Origin of the sequence: Streptomyces sp. NPDC018964 (assembly GCF_044390325.1) — a bacterium.
Classification (GTDB): domain Bacteria; phylum Actinomycetota; class Actinomycetes; order Streptomycetales; family Streptomycetaceae; genus Streptomyces.
Genome location: NZ_JBIRYZ010000007.1, coordinates 343,250 through 361,575 on the forward strand (window position 1 = coordinate 343,250; position 18,326 = coordinate 361,575).

The window sequence follows — 18,326 nt, forward strand, 5'->3', positions numbered from 1 at the left end:
CTCATGGACACCCACGACGCCGGCTCCGCAGGCGGCACACCGGCGGCGGCGAGCCCGGAGTACCGCGTCGCCCACCTCCAGGACCGGCTCGCCTCCGGCGAACTCGGCGAACTCGGCGTGCGGGTCGAGGTCCGCGGCAAGGACGTACTGGTCACCGGGACCGTCCCCTCCGCCCAGTGCCGCGAGGACGCCCTGAGCACCGTACGGGAGGAGCTCGCCGGGCTCGAGGTGCACTGCGACGTCGTGATCAGCGATACCTCGTCACCCGACCACGCGGAGGAACTGTCATGATCCGGATCGCCGCCGTCGGGGACATCCACATGGGCCCCGACACCCGGGGCACGCTCCGCCCCGCGTTCGACACCCTGCCCGAGTGCGCCGACCTCCTGCTGCTGGCCGGGGACCTCACCCGGCACGGCACCGTCGAGGAGGCCCGCGTGGTGGCCGACGAGATCCGGGGCCTGGGCGTCCCCGTGGTCGCCGTGCTCGGCAACCACGACCACCACGACGACCGGCAGGACGAGGTCACGGCCGTCCTGCGGGACGCCGGCGCCCACGTCCTGGAAGGGGAGTCGGCGGTCGTGCGGGCCGGTGACGCGCGCGTCGGGGTGGCCGGTACCAAGGGGTTCGGCGGCGGGTTCGTCGGGGCGAGCGCCGGGGAGTTCGGCGAGCCGGTGATGAAGGAGTTCGTGCGCCTCTCCCGCCGGTGCGCCGACGGCCTGCGGGCCTCGCTGGAGAAGCTGGACGAGGAGGGCTGCGACGCCCGCATCGCCCTCACCCACTACTCCCCCGTGCCGGAGACCCTGGCCGGGGAGCCGCTGGAGATCTATCCGTTCCTGGGCAGCTATCTGCTGGCCGAGGCGATCGACACGGCCGGCGCCGACCTCGCCGTGCACGGGCACGCGCACGCCGGCAGCGAACACGGCATGACGACAGGGGGCGTGAAGGTGCGCAACGTCGCCCAGCCGGTCATCGGCCGCGCCTTCCACGTCTACCACCTGCCAGTGCGCGACCGCGTGGGCGCCGGCCCGGGAGCCGCGACCGCCTAACCCGCCGCCCTGCCCCGCACCAGCGCCGCCGGTCACACCGGCGGCGCTTCTCTCTGCCTCAGGAACAGGTCCGTGCGGGGCCTCTCGTGTGAACACCCCGCAAGGCGCGCGCCTTTTGCTCCTTTTACCTGCTTAGCATGCAGGCTCCGGGCCCCGTGGCCCGCGTCGCCGCGCACACGCCCGAGTCACGGTCGCGCTTGCCTGCCCGCGTACGAGAGGACACCTGATGGCACTGTCGAGCCGTACCGGACCGTCGTCCGCGCTCGCCCTCACCCCGCACGACGCCGAACTGCGCGCCGCCGCACGGCATCCGGCCCGCCGCCGCTTCCTCACCGTCACCGCCGCGGCCGCCGCCCTCGCCTTCACCACCAACCTCCCCGCGCGCGGCGCCTTCGCCGCGCCCCGGCTCGACGCGGCCCGGATCACCGAGGACCCGTTCACGCTCGGTGTCGCCTCAGGGGACCCGCTGCCCGACTCGGTGCTCATCTGGACCCGGCTGGCCCCGGTCCCCTTCACACCGGACGGTGGTCTCGGACAGCAACGGGTGGAGGTCTCCTGGGAGGTCGCCGCCGACGAGTCCTTCACGCTGGTCGTGCGGCAGGGCACCACCCTCGCCCTGCCCGAGTACGGGCACAGCGTGCGCGTCGACGTGCAGGGCCTGGAACCGGGCGGCCACTACTACTACCGGTTCCGCACGGGCACCTGGATCAGCCCCACCGGCCGCACCCGCACCGCTCCCCCGGCCGGCGCCGGCACCGCGAGCCTGAGACTGGCGGCGGTCTCCTGCCAGGCGTACCACGACGGCTACTACACGGCGCACCGGCACCTCGCGCAGGAGGACGTCGACGTGGTGTTCCACCTCGGGGACTACCTGTACGAGTACGCCGTCGACTCCGCGGGCGGCGCCCGCCGCTACACCGACGTGACGCTGCCGGCCGTGTTCAACCGCGAGACGACGACGCTGGCGGACTACCGGATGCGCTACGCGCTCTACAAGAGCGACCCCGACCTGCGGGCCGCGCACGCCGCGCACCCGTTCGTCGTCACCTGGGACGACCACGAGACCGAGAACAACTACGCGGGCGCGCTCGACGAGAACGGCAGCGACCCGGCGCTGTTCCTGCCCCGCCGCGCCGCCGCCTACCGCTCCTACTGGGAGAACCAGCCGCTGCGCGCCGACCAGCTCCCCGAGGGTCCCGACGCCCGGCTGTTCCGCCGGCTGCACTGGGGCGGCCTCGCCCAGTTCGACGTCCTCGACACCCGGCAGTACCGCTCCGACCAGGCCTACGGCGACACCCCGCACGTTCCCGGGCCCGAGTCGGACGACCCGGCGCGCACCCTCACCGGGGACGCCCAGGAGCGCTGGCTGCTCGACGGATGGGGCACGTCGACGGCGCTGTGGAACGTGATGCCCCAACAAGTGTGCTTCTCGCAGCGCCGATTGGACCTGAACGCCGAGGCGAGGGTCTCCATGGACGCCTGGGACGGCTACCGCGCCAGTCGCGGCCGGCTGGTCGCGGGCGCGAAGGCGGCCGGTGTCGCCAACTGGCTGGTCCTCACCGGCGACGTCCACGCCGCGTACGCCTTCGACATCAAGGACGACTTCGACGACCCCGACTCCGCCGTCCTGGGCACGGAACTGACCTGCACCTCCGTCTCCAGCGGCCGCGACGGCGCGGAGCACCCGGCCAACCGGGACACCTACCTGCGGGCCAACCCCCACCTGAGGTTCTACGACGGCCGGCGCGGCTACGTGCGCGTCGAGCTGGGCCGGGAGAACGCCCGGGCCGACTACCGGATCGTCCCGGCCGTGACGACGCCCGGCGCCCCCGTCTTCACGGCCGCCTCCTTCGTCACCGAGGCGGGCTCGCCCGGTCTGACGCCGGTCTGACGCCGGTCTGACGCCGGCCCCACCCGTCCGGGTGACCGGAGCCGTACGCGTGTACTGCACTTGGCGTCCGCACGTGCCACGAACGCGGTAACCCCGGCGTGTCCTGACATCGTGCCGGGCGCCACGGGCAAGGACTGAGTCTCCTCCGCTGCTCCGCACCGCACATGAAGGAGACGTACCGCATGGTCCTCAGACACGTCCGGGTCGCACGCCGGTCGGCGTTCACGGCGCTCGGCGCCCTCGTCCTCGCCGGACTCCCCTGCGCCGCGGCGGCCGACCCCACGCCCGTGGCGGGGCCGGCGCCCGGTGCCGCCCAGACCCTCGGCGCCGACCGGCCCTCGCCCCACCTGCTCGCGGCGCTCCGGCGCGACCTGGGGCTGAACCCGGCGCAGGCCTCCGAACGGCTGGTCAACGAAGCGGAGGCGGGCGCCCGGGCCGGCCGGCTGCGCAACGCGCTCGGCGACCGGTTCGCCGGTGCCTGGGTGCACGGCAGGACGGCCGGGGAGCTCACGGTCGCGACCACCGACGCCAAGGACGCGCCGGCCATCGAGGCCGAGGGCGCCACGGCCAAGGTGGTCCGGCGGACGCTGGCCGAACTGAAGGCGGCCAAGGCCGAACTGGACGCGGCGGCCGAGCGGGTCGAGACCCTCGACACGCCCGTCTGGTACGTCGACGTACCGGGGAACCGGGTCGTGGTGCAGGCGACCAGCCAGGCGGCCGGCACCGCCTTCGTCGAGGCCGCGGGACTCGAGGGCGAGGACATCGGCATCCGGATGACGACGGAACGGCCGCGCCTGCTGCAGGACATCACCGGCGGCGACGCCTTCTACATCGACGGCTCCGCGCGGTGCTCCGTCGGCTTCTCCGTCACCCGGGGCGAACAGGCGGGCTTCGTCACAGCCGGTCACTGCGGCGATCCCGGCGCGACCACGACCGGGTACGACCGCACCGCGCAGGGCGTCTTCCAGGCCTCCACGTTCCCCGGCGAGGACATGGCGTGGGTGGCCACCAACGACCAGTGGACGCCCACGCCCGGCGTCAAGGCGCAGGAGGGCCAGGAGGTGCAGGTCACCGGTTCGGCGCAGGCGCTCGTCGGGGCGTCGGTGTGCCGTTCCGGCTCGACCACCGGATGGCACTGCGGCACCATCGAGCAGCACGACACCAGCGTCCGCTACGCCGAGGGCAGGGTCGACGGGCTGACCCGGACGACGGTGTGCGCCGAGCCGGGCGACTCCGGAGGGCCGTACGTCACGGGCGCGCAGGCGCAGGGCGTCACCTCCGGCGGGTCCGGTGACTGCACCAGTGGCGGTACGACGTTCTACCAGCCGGTCAACCCGATCCTCGGCGACTTCGGTCTCACCCTGACCACCGCCGCGGCGCAGACCGTGCCGGACCAGCAGGGCGACGGCGCGCAGGCGTGGACCGCGGGCCGGATCTACGAGGTGGGCGCCACGGTGACCCGTGACGGGGTGCGCTACCAGTGCCTGCAGACCCACCAGGCGCAGGGCGCGTGGGCGCCCGCCGGGACCCCGGCGCTGTGGCAGCGGCTGTGACCGTGTGACCGGTACGGCGCCGGCCCGGGGCCGGCGCCGTCCGTGCGAGGCGGCGTCACTCCTGCGCGAGCAGGGCGTACGCCGTGGCCTGGAACGGGTCGCGGGCGCGGAAGCGGCGGGTGCACACCGCGGCCAGGGCGGTCCCGGTGTCGGGCCGGAAGCCGAGGAAGGCCTGCTGGCCGAGGGTGGCCCCGGCGTGGAAGTACAGGGGGCCGCCGTCCGTCGGGTGCCGGAACCAGGCGGTGGTGTGCACGTGCCGGTGCCCGGGTCCGCGGCGGAGGACAGGCGTGCGTACGGCGCGCAGCGCGCCGGCGAGGCCGGGTGCGCGGGCCGGGTCGAGATGGGCCTCGAGGAAGGTGAGCAGGTCGTGCGGGGTGGCCCGGACGGCGCCGGCCGCCTGGAAGCCACCCGCGTCGAAGGCCGGGACGGTCGTCCTGCCGTCCTTGCCGTGCCCGGTGGCGTCGGGTCCGCCCGCGTCCGCCCGCAGGGCCGTGCCGCCGAGGCCGAGGGGCTCGAGCAGCTCCCGTGCGATCAGGTCGTTCAGGGGTGTGCCGGTGGCGGCGGCCAGGGCGTGGCCGAGGACGGCGACACCGAAGTTGGAGTAGTGCCAGCGGGTGCCGGGACGGTGGTGGGGGCGGTGGCGCAGGAAGGCGTCGACGACGCGCGCGTCGGGGTAGCGGGCGTAGGGGTTGCCGCGCCGGGCGGGCAGGGCCCGGACGCGGAAGCCGGCCGGGAGGCGGGGCAGTCCGGCGGTGTGGGTGATCAGGTGGACGAGTGTCGCCGGCGCCGACCCGGCGGGCCGGCCGCCGTCCAGCAGGGTGCGGGCCGGTTCGCCGCCGGAGAGCCGGCCGCTGTCCATCAGGTGGGCCAGGAGCAGTCCGGTGAACGCCTTGGTGGCCGAGCCGATCTCGTAGCGGAGGGTGTCGCGCGGGTGTTCCGGGGGTGGGGCGGTGCCGCCGGTGCGTACGGTGCGGCGGCCGTGCCGGGACACGGCGAAGACGGCGTCGGGCGCGTCGACCGCGACGACGGCGTCGCCGAGCCGCTCGTACAGGCGCTCGTCGGCGCGGGACTCCGTCCGGTGCGCGGGGGGCTCGTCGTCGGGCGGGAGGCCCGGCCAGGGGGTGCGGTACGTCGTCGTCATGAGGCGCGGGCCAGTTCGGTCAGGGCGCGGGAGGTGGCCAGGACGGAGGCGAAGGCGGCGACCAGCGTCGAGTGGTAGACGGTGTCGAACACCGCTTCCCCGTCGCCCTCGGGCATCGTCCGGACCGCGGGCATGGCGCCGTCGGGCTGCTGTGCGGCGGCGAAGGCCTTCCAGGCCGGCTCGTCCAGCGTGGGCCGGGGCAGGCAGGCGTCGACCACCAGGAGTTCGCCGAGCAGGTCCCAGCGTTCGAGGTCCAGCCAGTCGTCGATCCAGGCCGGCAGCCAGGTGGTGAGGTAGTCGGCGATGTCCTCGGGCAGTCCGCCGGGGTTCTCCCCCCAGTCGGTCAGGTGGAACACGCAGTGGGTGATGTCGTAGGCGATGTGGCCCTCGACGGTCCAGGGTTCGGGGGTGCGGGCCAGCCAGGTGGCGCGCAGGGCCTCGGACTCCGGGGGCCGGGGGGTGAGTCCGTAGCGGCGCTGGAACGCGCAGAGCGCGAGCCGCCGGGTCGGGGACGCCTCGAACGCCCGCCAGCTGCCGAGGCGGTGGTTGAGCACGACGGCACGTTCCAGCTCGGGCTGGCTGTACCCGAGTTCCCGGAACGGCAGGTACACCTCGAACGGGACGGGGGAGACCGGTTCGGTGCGCTGTCCGCGCACCAGCATGCGGCCGCCGTCCAGGGTGTCGCGCCAGGCGTGGTCGATCAGCCGGCGGGCCAGTGCGGCCTGGCGGGAGCCGGCGACGCCCTCACGGAACAGCACGGCGCAGATCAGGGCGAGTTCACCGACCGGTTTGAAGCGCTCCAGGAACCCCGTCTCCGGGTCCGCGTCGGGTTCCAGCCGGAAGCCGTCGCGGTGGGCCCAGAGCCATTCCACGGCGCCGGCTCCGACGGTGTGGATCAGGCGGGTGTCGGTCATGCCGGCGCTCCTTGCCGGCCGTGCCGCGTTCCGGTGCCGACGGGTGCGCCGGCCGGACGCGCCATGGTCAGTACGGCCGCGAAGACGGCCAGGAGGGTGGAGTGGTAGTGGTGGGCGAAGTACCGTTCGGGGTCGACGGCTTCGCCGTCCCCGTCGTCGCGGCCCTCTTCCCGGATCGCACCCGAGGGGTCCTGCGCCGCCCTCAGGCGCTGCCAGGCGTCCGGCGGGACGACGTCCTCGGGAGTGCCGCGGGGCAGGGTCGCGGCCACGGCCAGCAACTCGCCGCCCAGGTCCCACATCTCGGCGTCGAGACAGGTGTCCAGCCAGGCCGGCAGCCAGTCGGCCAGATAGCCGGCGAGGTCCGGCGGCAGCGCGTCGTCGGCGCGTCCCCAGTCGGTGAGGTGGAAGACGACGTGCGTGAGGGCGTATCCGGCGGCGCGCTCGAAGGTCCAGGGTTCGGGGAGTCCGCCGAGCCAGGTGCGCGGCAGCAGGGCCGGGTCCCCTCCGGACCGGTGGATGCCGCAGCTCTCCTCGGCCTTCAGGACGCCGAGGCGCCGGGTGGGGTCCTGCTCGGTGAGCCGCCAGCCCCGGGTGCGGGCGACCACGGCGGCGGCCTCCTCGTAGGCGGGGTGGGAGAAGCCGGCCGAGGCGAAGGCCGCGTACACCTCCAACGGGTAGGTGGCGAACGGCTCCAACCGTTGCAGCAGCGCGAACAGTTCGCCGTCGCGCGTCTGCCGCCAGGCGAACTCCAGCAGCGCGCCCGCCCGGGCGTGCAGCGGGTCGGCGGGGGCGGTGCGGCGGGTCACGGTCGCGCAGACCCTGGCCAGTTCGCCGAGCGGCTTCCAGGTGCCGTCGACCCGGCCGTCGGCCGCCAGCGCGTCCTCGCCGAGTGCGAAGCGTGCGCGGTGGGCGGTCACCCATGCGAGGGCGTCCTCGGCGACCCGCCGGACGTCCCGGGTGCCGGGCGCGGTCACACGCGTGCTCCGGTCCGCATCAGCCGCGCCGCCTGCACCTGGAGCGCGACGTACGGGTCCCGTTCCCCCATCAGCTCCACGAAGTCCAGGCCGGCTTCGAGGCCGAGGGTGTCCGGGACGCCGGGCAGCAGGGTCAGCCAGCGGCCGGCTCCGGCGGCCTGCCGCCAGTCCCGGCGGCGCACCGCCCGGACGAATCCGCGGGCGACGTCGACGGGGCGGCGCCCGGCGGCGCTTCCCACCGCGCAGTCCTCGCCGGGCAGGGCGAGCGGGGCCAGTACGGCGAGTTGGTGGGTGAGGGACTGCCAGCCCGCCTCGTCGAGCCAGCCGGTGCCCGGCTCGTCCGGCGGTCCGGAGGAGAAGGAGGGGTCGATCCGCCGCAGGGCGCGCGCCATGCCCCAGTGGCTCCAGCGGACGGTGGGTGCGGCGTCCGCACGGGGCGGGTACGCCTCGACCGCCTTGCGGAAGACGGCCGCTTCCGCCGGGTCGGGCGGGGTGCCCAGCAGAAGGGCCGGCAGCATCGCGTCCGCGCCCAGCACCCGTACGGCGGCGAGCGCGAGGTCCCCCGCTTCCCCGTCGGTCCCCGCCGGGAGGACCGCGCGGGTGCGGCCCCCGTCCCGAAGGGCGGAGACCACACCGGAAGCGAGGTCCTGCACCGCGGCCCGCAAACGGGTCGAAGCGCCTGACTGCTCCATGTCACTTGCTCCGGTCGGTCCGTTCAGCCCTTCTTCGGACGCGGGGTCGGCGGCGACAGCAGCAGCGCGCCTCCGCCGACGAGCAGGGCCAGAGCGGCGCCCTGCCGGCTGTCGCGGTACACACCGTCGGTCTCGACCGGGTCGAGTGCCGCCTCGATGTCGGCGCTGTGGATGCCGGTGAGTTCCTCGGTGACCTTCTGGTCGGGACGCATGACACCATCTCCCTGAAGTGGAGCGAGTACCTTCCCTCCCAGACTCGCCCATACCGGACGAACTGCGCCACTTTTCTCAGTACTTACTTTCGTCACTTCTTCAACAGGCCGGGGTGCCGGGGCTTCACGAGGAGGCGGCGGGCGGGCGTACGCCGGACAGGAGGACGCCGCTGTGCGGGCGGGTCGGGACCCGGTGCAGCGGGATCGTGAGGTTCTGTTCCGGCACCGTGTACTCCATTCGGGCGAGCCGCACCGCGAGCGCCTCCAGTACGCCGACGGTGATGCCCTCGCCGGGGCAGCGGTGGCCGGCGCCCGGGTCGCCGCCGCCCTGCGGGATCAGTTCGTCGCGCTCCACGGGCCGTTCGAGGAAGCGCCGCGGGCGGAAGGCGTACGGATCGCCCCACAGCGACTCGTCGTGGTTCTGGCCGTACACGTCGAGCACCACCAGTCCCCCGGCCGGGACCCACTCGCCCCGCCAGTACAGGTCCCGGGCGGCCAGGCCGCCGAGGAACGGCACGAACGGGTAGAAGCGGCGCACCTCGTGGGCGAACGCGGCGGCGAACGGGACGTCCCCGTCCGCGAGGGGCGCGCGGTGCTCGGGCCACTTGTGCAGGGCGTGCGCGGTGAAGGCGACGAACCAGGCGAGGGCGGTCGTCGGGCGGACGACGTTGAGCAGTTCCACCGCGGCCGTCTTCTCGTCGAGCGGCTCGCCGTCCGCGTCGCGGTGCCGGCACACCAGGTCGAGGACCGAGTCCGCGGGGGCGGTGACCGTGCCGGTCCGCACGTCCCGCACCAGCCGGCCCAGCCGGTCCTCCTGCCGGGCGCGGGCGCGCCGGGCCCGCAGGTGGCGCGGTCCGGCGGTGGCGAAACCGTCGACCATGGCGATCATGTCGCGGGCCGTCGTCTCGGCGCCGGCGTCGTCCAGCGGTACGCCGGCCCACCGGTGGACCCCGGTGGTGAGCACCGTGCTCGCCTCGTCGAACAGCACGACGGAGCCGCGCCGGCCCCACGCGGGGACGGCCTCGTCCCAGGCGGCGGTGGTGTGGTCGACGAGACCGGCGATCCGGTCCGGGGCGAGCAGCGGCAGGAACAGGGACTTGCGGGCGCGGTGGGCGACGCCGTCGAGGGTGTGCACCGCCTCGTGGCCGAACAGGGTGGCGAGTACGGGTTCGGGTATGGCGCGGTGCCGGTGCACGTTCCGCTCGTCGTAGAAGAACCGCACCGCTTCGGGGCCGCGCAGGGCGAGTGCGGGCCGGCCCAGGATCCGGGTGCGGACCACGGGACCGCGGGTGTCGCGCATCCGGTTGGGCAGCCAGGCGTAGCCCTCGGCCAACAGCGGCAGGGTGCGGTCGATCATGGGGCGGCTGAGTACGTCCATGACTGCCGGGTGCCCCGGGGGATGCCGCGACACTCCGACCGCGGCCGGGACCACCCGTTCAGATGTGTCCGAGACCACGTGCCGAAGGAGGCAGGGGTCACATCGGGGCCGGGGGCCGGCGGCTAGCGTTCCGTGCGGTTCTCTCACCCCGGCAGCTCGGACGGCCCGCAGTGCAAGCAGATCTCTCCCCGGTCATCGCGGCGACCGCGCAGTGGCTGACCCGTTCCTTTCCCGCGCCCGGCGGGGCGCTCGCGGCCGCCCTGTGCGAGGTGCAGGCGCGGCAGGCGGTGACCGTCGCCGCGCGGCTGCGGTATCCGACGGAGATGGACGTCGCCCTGGTCGGGCTGGCGGGGCCCGGGGGTTCGGGGCGGCTCGACTGGGTGACCGGGGCGGACGGGGGCGACGGTGCCGCGGGGGACGCCTGGCGTACCTGGGTCGACGAGGTGGTCGCGAGCTGGGCGGTGTGCCTGCTGGCCGATCCGGGGCTGGCCGGTCTCGCGGTGACCGCGCTCACGGGGGGTGCCGGGTCCGCCGAGTTCCGTCGGCTGGTCGCGCCCGACGAGACGGATCGCCGGGCGTCGGCGTTGCTGCGGCATCCGGATCTGGTGGGTCCGGTGGCGGGGCTTCACCGGTCGGCGCTGCTCGGCCGGTTGGACCCGGACGCCACGCTCGTGAGGTGACGGGGGGCTTCCTGCCGGGTTCCTCGTGTGCGGGTGCCCCGCGTTGGTGGGAGCCGGGGGGTGTTCGCGCGGCCCGGCACTTGCGGGGTGCCTCCCCCATCTCTCGGCTCCGCTCGAGCGGGAGGTACCCCCACCGCCCACCCGTGCCGCCCTGGGGGTACCTCCCAGGCCCTTGAGGCACTGGGGGAGGCACGACTGCCCGCGGTTGCGGGGCGCCCTGCGGCACGACTGCACGCGGTGGGCGGGGGTGCACGTGGTGGTCACGCTGCGTCGTTCACCGGAATGCAGTAGGCGGTCGTGCCGTGCGTGGGGGCCGGGTTCAGGCTGGGCGGCATGAGCACCGTCATATCGCGGAAGTGGGAGCACGCCGTCGTCACCGGCGGCGCGGGGTTCGTCGGCTCCCATCTGTGCACCGCCCTGCTCGACGCGGGCGCCGCCGTCACGTGCGTGGACGACCTCAGCACCGGCCGGCCGGAGAACATCGCCCCGTTGCTCGAGCGGCCCGGGTTCACGCTCGTACGGGCCGACGTGGCCGAGGAGCTGCCCGTCGAGCGGCCTCCCGACCTGGTGCTGCACTTCGCCTCCCCCGCCTCCCCGGCGGACTATCTGCGGCTGCCGCTGCACACCATGGAGACGGGCAGTCGCGGCACCCGCAACGCCCTGAGGCTTGCCCAGGACGCCGAGGCCCGCTTCGTCCTCGCCTCCACCTCGGAGGTCTACGGCGACCCGCAGCAGAATCCGCAGGACGAGCGGTACTGGGGCCACGTCAACCCGGTCGGCCCGCGCAGCGTCTACGACGAGGCCAAGCGCTTCGGCGAGGCGCTGACCACCGCCTACGCGGAGACCCACGGCACGAACACCTGCATCGTGCGGCTGTTCAACACCTACGGCCCGCGGATGCGCGGCCACGACGGCCGCGCCGTGCCGACCTTCGTGAGGCAGGCCCTGGCCGGCGAACCCCTCACCGTGACCGGTGACGGCCTGCAGACCCGCTCGCTGTGCTACGTCGACGACACGGTGGCCGGCGTCCTCGCGGCGGCCGGCCACGGCATGCGCGGCCCCGTCAACATCGGCAACCCCGGTGAGATCACCATGCTGGCCCTGGCCCGTCTCGTCGTCGCGCTCGCCGGTTCCCGGTCGGAGATCCGCTACATCGACCGTCCGGTGGACGACCCGGCCGTGCGCTGCCCGGACATCACGCTGGCCCGCGACAAGCTCGGCTGGGAGCCCCTGGTCGGCACCGAGGAGGGGCTGCGCCGCACGATCGACTGGTTCCGCGCCGAAGCACGCCGCTGAGCGCGGTCGTCCCCGCCGGCCCCGGGACACCGCGGCCCCACCACCCGGCCGCCCGATCCGTGAAAGGCCCGTCCGCCCATGCGCATCCTCGGTATCAACGCCCTCTTCCACGACCCCGCGGCCGCCCTGGTGATCGACGGGCGGACCGTCGCCGCCGCGGAGGAGGAGAGGTTCTCCCGGCGCAAGCACGGCAAGCGCCCGCTGCCGTTCTCCGCCTGGGAGCTGCCCGAGCGGGCCGCCGCCTGGTGTCTGAAGCGGGCCGGGCTGCGCCCGGAGGACCTCGACGCGGTCGCCTACTCCTTCGACCCGGCGCTGGCCCGCCCGGCCGACGCGATGGGTCTGGACGACCCGTGGGACCACCTGCGGCTCACCTACGCGCGGGAGGCACCCGGCTTCCTGCGGACCGCGCTGCCCGGACTCGACCCCGGGCTCGTCCGCTTCGTACCGCACCACATGGCGCACGCCGCCTCCGGTGCCTTCGCCGCGCCGGACGCCGGGGACTGCTCCGTGCTGGTGCTGGACGGCCGCGGCGAACGCGCCTCGCACCTCGCCGCCCGCCGGGTGGGCGACCGGCTCGAACCCCTGCGCGCCCAGGACCTCCCCCACTCGCTCGGCCTCGTCTACGAGGAACTCACCGAGCACCTCGGCTTCCTGCGCTCCTGTGACGAGTTCAAGGTGATGGCCCTCGCCTCCCACGGCACCCCGCGCATGCTGCCCGAACTGCGCCGGTACGTGTATCCGACCGGCGACGGCGGCTTCCACGCCACCGGCGTGCCCTGGCACGACCTGTGCGCGCCGCGCGGCCCGGACGAACCGTGGACCCGGGACCACGCCGACGTCGCCGCGAGCGCGCAGGCGGTCCTGGAGGAGACCCTGCTGGACCTGGTGCGCTGGCTGCACGGCCGTACCCACGGCTCGGTGCTCACCCTCGCCGGGGGCGTGGCCCTGAACTGCGTCGCCAACTCCCGTATCGCCCGCGAGGGTCCGTTCTCCCGGGTGTGGGTGCAGCCCGCGGCCGGGGACGCGGGCACCGCGCTCGGCGGCGCCCTGCTGCTGTCCGCCGGCGCCGGCGACGGGCCCGAGCCCATGACCGGAGCCGACCTCGGCCGGGACTGGTCCGACGCGGAGCTGGGGGCGTGGCTGAAGACGGCCGCCGTCCCCTTCGAACGGCCGGCGGACATCGCCGCCACCGTGGCCCGGACGCTGGCCGGCAACGGCATCGTCGCCTGGTTCCAGGGGCGCAGCGAGTACGGCCCCCGGGCGCTCGGCCACCGCTCGCTGCTGGCCCACCCCGGACACGCGGGCAATCTGGAGCGGCTCAACGACGTCAAGGGGCGCGAGCAGTTCCGGCCGGTCGCGCCGATGGTGCTCGCCGACCGGGCCGCCGGGATCTTCGACGGGCCGCTGCCCAGCCCGTACATGCTGTTCGTGCACGACGTGGCGCCCGCCTGGCGGGACCGCGTCCCGGCCGTGGTGCACGTCGACGGCACCGCCCGCATCCAGACGGTCGATCCGGCGCGCGAGCCCTTGGTGGCGCGGATGCTGGGCGAGTTCGAGCGGCTGACCGGGCTGCCCGTGGTCGTCAACACCAGCCTCAACACGGCGGGCCGGCCGATGGTGGACGATCCGCGCGACGCCCTGGAGTGCTTCGGCTCCTCCCCCGTCGACCTCCTGGCCATCGGCCCGTACGCGATCCGGCGCGGCGACCTGTTCCGCTCCGGCGACGGCGAGGTCCCCCGGTGACCGGCCCCGCCGCCCCGGACGGGGAGTACGCGGTGGTGGTGCCGACGCTCGGCCGGCCCGGACTCGGCCGGTGCCTGCGGGCGCTGGCCGAGGCGGACGGGCCCGGCCCGGTACGGGTCGTGGTGGTCGACGACCGCCCGGACGCGGCCGGTGCGCCGCTGACCGCCGCCGTCCCGCCGTCGCTGCGCTCGCGCACCCTCGTCGTGCCCGGCGGGGCGCGGGGTCCGGCCGCCGCCCGCAACACCGGGTGGCGGGCCGCCGGGGACGCGCCGTGGATCGTCTTCCTCGACGACGACGTGGTACCCGGCCCCACCTGGGCCGACGACCTGGCGCTCGACCTCGCCGGGGCGAGCGTCGCGACCGCCGGGATCGCCGCCCGGATCGAGGTGCCCCTGCCGCCGGACCGGCCGCCCACCGACTGGGAGCGGAACACCGCCGGGCTCGCCCGGGCCCGCTGGATCACCGCCGACATGGCGTACCGGCGCCGGGCGCTGGAGGCCGTCGGCGGCTTCGACGAACGGTTCCGCAGGGCCTTCCGGGAGGACGCGGACCTGGCGCTGCGGATGCTCGACGCCGGCTGGGTCCTGTCCGAGGGCCGCCGCACCACCGCCCATCCGGTCCGGCCCGCCGGGCGCTGTATCTCCGTCCGGCTCCAGGCGGGCAACGCCGACGACGTGCTGATGACCCGGCTGCACGGGCGCGGCTGGTGGCGGCGGGCGCAGGCACCGCGGGGCCGGCTGCCCGCGCATCTGGCGCTGACCGCGGCGGGCCTGGCGGCAGCGGGCTGTCTGCTGTCCGGCCGGCCGCGCACGGCGGCGGTGTGTGCCCTCGGGTGGCTGGCGGGGACCGCCGAGTTCGCCCTCGCCCGGATCCTGCCGGGCCCGCGCACCCGCGAGGAGATCGTCACCATGTCCCTCACCAGCGTGCTGGTCCCGCCCGCCGCGACCTGGCACTGGCTGCGCGGCCACGCCCTGCACCGCGCGGCGCGGTCCCGCCCGCACCGGGCCGGTCCCCCCGCTGCCGCGTACTCCCCGTCGGCCGGCGAACGGCTCCCCTCGTGACCCGCCCGTCCCGCCGGCCGTCCCCGGTCGCGGCCCCTCCGTCCGTGTCCCTCCGCGACGGTGCCGCCGTCCCCGCCGGGGCCGCGTCCCGGCCGACGGGAGCCACGGCCTCCCCTCCGGCGGGCCTCCGCACCCGGGCCGTACGGCCGCGGGGAGAGAGACGCCCGGTCCGCCCGCCGTGCGGCCGGCGGGCCCGCCCGCTCCGGCGGGCGGCCGGTGTCCGGCCGTGGCGGTGGGCCGGGGTGCCCAGGAACATTCCGCCGCGGCCCGTGCCGCGACCGATCACGGAGGTGCGCCCATGACCCCCGCTTCCGGCCCGCTCGCCCCGGGCGTGCTGTCCGTCGCCCTGGTCTCGGAGCACGCGAGCCCGCTCGCCAACCTCGGCGGGGTGGACGCCGGCGGGCAGAACGTCCACGTCGCCGCCCTGGCCGGGGCGCTCGCCGACCGCGGCCACCGCGTCACCGTGCACACCCGCCGCGACGCGCCCGGCCTGCCCGACCGGGTGACGCTGCGCGAGGGCGTCGAGGTGCACCACGTCGCGGCGGGCCCCGCCGAGCCGGTCCCCAAGGACCGGCTGCTGCCGTACATGGACGAGTTCGGGCGCCTGCTGGCCCGGGAGTGGCGGGCGCGCCCCCCGGACGTGGCGCACTCGCACTACTGGATGTCGGGGCTGGCCTCGCTGGGGGCGGCCCGGGAACTGGGACTGCCGCTGCTGCACACGTACCACGCGCTGGGCACGGTGAAGCGCCGGCACCAGCGGCTCGCCGACACCAGTCCGCCGGAGCGGATCGGCTGCGAGACCGAGGTGGGGCTGGGCTGCGACCGGATCGTCGCCACCTGCCGGGACGAGGTCGCCGAGCTGATCCGGATGGGTGTGCCGGCGCAGCGGATCTGCGTCGTGCCGTGCGGCGTCGACACGGACCGGTTCACACCGGTGGGCCCGGTCGCGCCGCGCGGCCCGTTCCGGTACCGGCTGGTGCAGCTCGGGCGGCTGGTGCCGCGCAAGGGCGCCGCGGTGTCGCTGGCCGCGCTGGCCCGGCTGCCCGGCACCGAGCTGCTGGTGGTCGGCGGTCCCCCCGCGGACCGCCTCGACGACGACCCGGAGGTGCGCCGACTGCGCGGCGTCGCACGGGACGCCGGGGTCGCCGACCGGGTCCGGTTCACCGGCGGGGTGGACGCCGGGCGGGTGCCGGCGCTGCTGCGCTCCGCCGACGTGGTGCTGTGCCCCGCCGACTACGAGCCCTTCGGGATCGTCCCGCTGGAGGCCATGGCCTGCGGCCGTCCGGTGGTGGCCACCGCGGTCGGCGGCCAGCTCGACACGGTCGCCGACCCCGGCACCGGCCGGCTGGTCCCGCCCGGCGACCCCGGGGCACTGGCCCGGGCCGTGGCCGGCCTGCTCGCCGATCCGGCGGCCCGCCGGGCGTGCGGGGCGGCCGGCCGCCGCCGGGTGCTCAGCCGCTACGGCTGGCCGCGGATCGCCGCGGCCACCGAGGCGGTGTACTGCGAGGTCCTCGACGCCGAGCCCGCCGCGACCGGAACCGGCTGACCTGCCGGTGTCCGACCCTGGAAGGAGGTGCGGGTCCCGCCGTCGTCCCCTCGAGGCGGCACGCCCGGAACACCATGACCGAACACCCCGCGCTCGACGCCGCCCGGCTGCACTGCCGGTCGCTCCAGGAGGCCCTCGACGGCTTCCGCCGGAGCGGCCTGCCCCGGATCGCCGACTGGGGCGGGCGCCTCGCCTCCGTCCTCGGCGGCGGCGGACGGCTGCTGGCCGCCGGCAACGGCGGCAGCGCCGCCCAGGCCCAGCACCTGACCGCCGAGCTGGTCGGCCGCTACCGGCGGGAGCGGCGCGCCTATTCGGCGCTCGCCCTGCACGCGGAGACCTCCAGCGTCACCGCCATCGGCAACGACTACGGCTTCGACCACGTCTACGCCCGCCAGGTGGCCGCCCACGGGCGCCCCGGCGACGTGCTGGTACTGCTGTCCACCTCGGGGCGCAGCGCCAATCTGATCGCGGCGGCGGTGACGGGCCGGCGGGCCGGGCTGCGGGTGTGGGCGCTCACCGGGCCCGGCCCGAACCCGCTGGCGGAGGCCGCGGACGACGCACTGTGCGTGGCGGCGGGCAGCACCGCGACCGTCCAGGAGACGCATCTGGTCGCCGTGCACCTGCTCTGCGAGTGTTTCGACGCCGCCGTGGCCGCGCCCCTCGCGCGCGGTGCGGCGACCGCCCCCGGGAGGACGTCATGACCGCTCCGAAGCCGCTGGTGGTGGTGGGGGACGTCCTGCTCGACGAGGACATCGAGGGGGTCGCGACCCGGCTGGCCCCGGACGCGCCCGCCCCGGTCGTCGACGTCACCGGTGACCGCCGGCATCCGGGCGGGGCCGGGCTGGCCGCCGCGCTCGCGGCCCGCGGCGGCCGGGACGTGGTGCTGGTGACCGCGCTCGGTGACGACCCGGCCAGCGAGGCCGTGCGCCGGGAGCTCGACGGCCGGGTCCGGCTCCTCGAGCTGCCGCTGCACGGCACGCTGCCGGTGAAGACACGGGTGCTGGCGGGCGGGCGGCCCGTGGTGCGCATCGACCGGGGCGGCGGGACGCCGGGAGAGCCCGACGAGGCGGTGCGCGAGGCGCTCGCGGGCGCGCACGCCGTCCTCGTCGCGGACTACGGGCGGCACACCGCGGGGGCCGTGCGTCCGCAGCTGGAGGACGCGGCCCGGCACACGCCGCTGGTGTGGGACCCGCACCCCAAGGGCGACCCCCCGGTGCCGGGGGCGCGCCTGGTCACGCCCAACGCGGCGGAGGCGGTCGCCCTGTGCGCGGGTGCGCCGGGGGTGTCCGGGGTGTCGCTGGGCGCCTTCGCCGCGCGCGGGACGGAACTGGCCGAGCGCTGGCGGGTGGCGGGGGTCGCGGTGACGCTCGGGGACCGCGGGGTGCTGCTGACCCGGCCCGGCGTGGGTACGCCGATGCTGATCCCGGCGCCGTTCCGGGCGGTGGGGGATCCGTGCGGCGCGGGTGACTGCTTCGCGGCGACGGCGGTCGCGGCACTGGCCGACGGGCTGCTGCCGGAGGAGGCGCTGCAGCGGGCGGTCGCCGAGGCGGCGGCGTTCGTCGCGGCGGGCGGGGCGGGGAACCCTGACCTGTGGCACGCGCCGGCCGTGCCCGGTCCCGCGCACGATCCGGCCGCCGACGCGTTCGAGCTGGCGGAGGAGGTGCGGGCGCGCGGGGGGACGGTGGTCGCCACGGGGGGCTGCTTCGATCTGGTGCACGCGGGGCACGTCGGGCTGCTGGAGAGCGCGCGGCGGGTCGGTGACTGCCTGATCGTGTGCCTGAACTCCGACGCCTCGGTCACGCGCCGGAAGGGGGCGGGGCGGCCGCTGACGCCGGTGGCGGACCGGGCGAGGGTGCTGGCGGCGCTGGGGAGCGTGGACGCGGTGGTGGTCTTCGAGGAGGACACGCCCGAGGCGGTGCTGGGGCGGTTGCGGCCCGATGTGTGGGTGAAGGGCGGGGACTACTCCGTGCAGGAGCTGCCGGAGGCGGAGGTGTTGCGTTCCTGGGGCGGGCAGGCGGTGGTGCTGCCGTATCTGGACGGGCGGTCCACGACGTTGCTGGCCCGGCGGGCGGCGCGGGCGGCGGTCGCCCTTCGGGCGGCGGACGGGTGAGGCGGGGGGGGGGGGGGGGGGGGGGGGTTTTGGCCCCCCCCCCCCCCCCCCCCCCCCCCCCCCGGGGGGGGGGGGGGGCCCCCCCC

At 76.0% G+C, this 18,326-nt stretch carries 17 protein-coding genes; 11 read left to right on the forward strand and 6 right to left on the reverse strand.

The window, feature by feature from the left end:
* Positions 1-3: 3 nt before the first annotated feature.
* From ACH5AO_RS15015 to ACH5AO_RS15030, 4 genes are all read left to right on the forward strand, one after another.
* Positions 4-291: a BON domain-containing protein gene (locus ACH5AO_RS15015; RefSeq protein WP_398924671.1), complete on the forward strand. Its 288-nt coding sequence runs from the start codon at positions 4-6 to the stop codon at positions 289-291.
* Positions 288-1,049 (forward strand): metallophosphoesterase, encoded by a 762-nt coding sequence (locus ACH5AO_RS15020; RefSeq protein WP_398924672.1) that lies wholly within the window; start codon positions 288-290, stop codon positions 1,047-1,049. Before ACH5AO_RS15015 ends, ACH5AO_RS15020 begins: the two co-directional genes overlap by 4 nt.
* A 226-nt stretch (positions 1,050-1,275) precedes the next feature.
* Complete coding sequence (locus ACH5AO_RS15025; protein WP_398924673.1) at positions 1,276-2,940, forward strand: alkaline phosphatase D family protein; 1,665 nt, start codon at positions 1,276-1,278, stop codon at positions 2,938-2,940.
* 182 nt (positions 2,941-3,122) lie between these two features.
* A complete protein-coding gene (locus ACH5AO_RS15030; protein ID WP_398924674.1) occupies positions 3,123-4,493 on the forward strand; it encodes an alpha-lytic protease prodomain-containing protein in 1,371 nt (456 codons plus the stop codon).
* A gap of 55 nt (positions 4,494-4,548) precedes the next feature.
* Here ACH5AO_RS15030 and ACH5AO_RS15035 read toward each other — a convergent pair whose 3' ends face one another.
* The 6 genes from ACH5AO_RS15035 to ACH5AO_RS15060 form a co-directional block, all read right to left on the reverse strand.
* Entirely contained in the window at positions 4,549-5,634 is a 1,086-nt protein-coding gene (locus ACH5AO_RS15035; protein ID WP_398924675.1) for a serine hydrolase domain-containing protein, read from the reverse strand.
* Positions 5,631-6,548 carry a DUF6895 family protein gene (locus ACH5AO_RS15040; protein ID WP_398924676.1) on the reverse strand — a complete coding sequence of 306 codons (918 nt, stop codon included), beginning with the start codon at positions 6,546-6,548 and terminating at the stop codon, positions 5,631-5,633. Before ACH5AO_RS15040 ends, ACH5AO_RS15035 begins: the two co-directional genes overlap by 4 nt.
* The gene (locus ACH5AO_RS15045; protein ID WP_398924677.1) at positions 6,545-7,522 is read right to left on the reverse strand and encodes a DUF6895 family protein; all 978 of its coding nucleotides are present in this window, start codon (positions 7,520-7,522) and stop codon (positions 6,545-6,547) included. The genes ACH5AO_RS15040 and ACH5AO_RS15045 overlap by 4 nt, the downstream gene beginning before the upstream one ends.
* Positions 7,519-8,214: a hypothetical protein gene (locus ACH5AO_RS15050; RefSeq protein WP_398924678.1), complete on the reverse strand. Its 696-nt coding sequence runs from the start codon at positions 8,212-8,214 to the stop codon at positions 7,519-7,521. The genes ACH5AO_RS15045 and ACH5AO_RS15050 overlap by 4 nt, the downstream gene beginning before the upstream one ends.
* Before the next feature lie 23 nt (positions 8,215-8,237).
* Complete coding sequence (locus tag ACH5AO_RS15055) at positions 8,238-8,426, reverse strand: hypothetical protein (protein WP_398924679.1); 189 nt, start codon at positions 8,424-8,426, stop codon at positions 8,238-8,240.
* A gap of 124 nt (positions 8,427-8,550) precedes the next feature.
* A complete protein-coding gene (locus ACH5AO_RS15060) occupies positions 8,551-9,804 on the reverse strand; it encodes a cytochrome P450 (RefSeq protein ID WP_398924680.1) in 1,254 nt (417 codons plus the stop codon).
* A 170-nt stretch (positions 9,805-9,974) separates the two neighbouring features.
* Here ACH5AO_RS15060 and ACH5AO_RS15065 point away from each other — a divergent pair, with 170 nt between their 5' ends.
* The 7 genes from ACH5AO_RS15065 (at position 9,975) to rfaE2 (ending at position 18,240) form a co-directional block, all read left to right on the forward strand.
* Entirely contained in the window at positions 9,975-10,484 is a 510-nt protein-coding gene (locus tag ACH5AO_RS15065; protein ID WP_398924681.1) for a hypothetical protein, read from the forward strand.
* Between the two features lie 333 nt (positions 10,485-10,817).
* Positions 10,818-11,780 carry an NAD-dependent epimerase/dehydratase family protein gene (locus ACH5AO_RS15070; RefSeq protein ID WP_398924682.1) on the forward strand — a complete coding sequence of 321 codons (963 nt, stop codon included), beginning with the start codon at positions 10,818-10,820 and terminating at the stop codon, positions 11,778-11,780.
* A gap of 78 nt (positions 11,781-11,858) precedes the next feature.
* A complete protein-coding gene (locus ACH5AO_RS15075; protein ID WP_398924683.1) occupies positions 11,859-13,523 on the forward strand; it encodes a carbamoyltransferase in 1,665 nt (554 codons plus the stop codon).
* The gene (locus tag ACH5AO_RS15080; protein ID WP_398924684.1) at positions 13,520-14,584 is read left to right on the forward strand and encodes a glycosyltransferase family 2 protein; all 1,065 of its coding nucleotides are present in this window, start codon (positions 13,520-13,522) and stop codon (positions 14,582-14,584) included. The genes ACH5AO_RS15075 and ACH5AO_RS15080 overlap by 4 nt, the downstream gene beginning before the upstream one ends.
* Before the next feature lie 298 nt (positions 14,585-14,882).
* A complete protein-coding gene (locus ACH5AO_RS15085) occupies positions 14,883-16,130 on the forward strand; it encodes a glycosyltransferase (RefSeq protein WP_398924685.1) in 1,248 nt (415 codons plus the stop codon).
* Positions 16,131-16,204: 74 nt separating this feature from the next.
* Positions 16,205-16,831, forward strand: coding sequence for an SIS domain-containing protein (locus ACH5AO_RS15090; protein WP_398924686.1), 627 nt, complete (start codon positions 16,205-16,207; stop codon positions 16,829-16,831).
* Positions 16,828-18,240, forward strand: a complete 1,413-nt coding sequence (gene rfaE2 / locus ACH5AO_RS15095) for a D-glycero-beta-D-manno-heptose 1-phosphate adenylyltransferase (protein WP_398924687.1) — start codon at positions 16,828-16,830, stop codon at positions 18,238-18,240. The genes ACH5AO_RS15090 and rfaE2 overlap by 4 nt, the downstream gene beginning before the upstream one ends.
* Positions 18,241-18,326 lie beyond the last annotated feature (86 nt).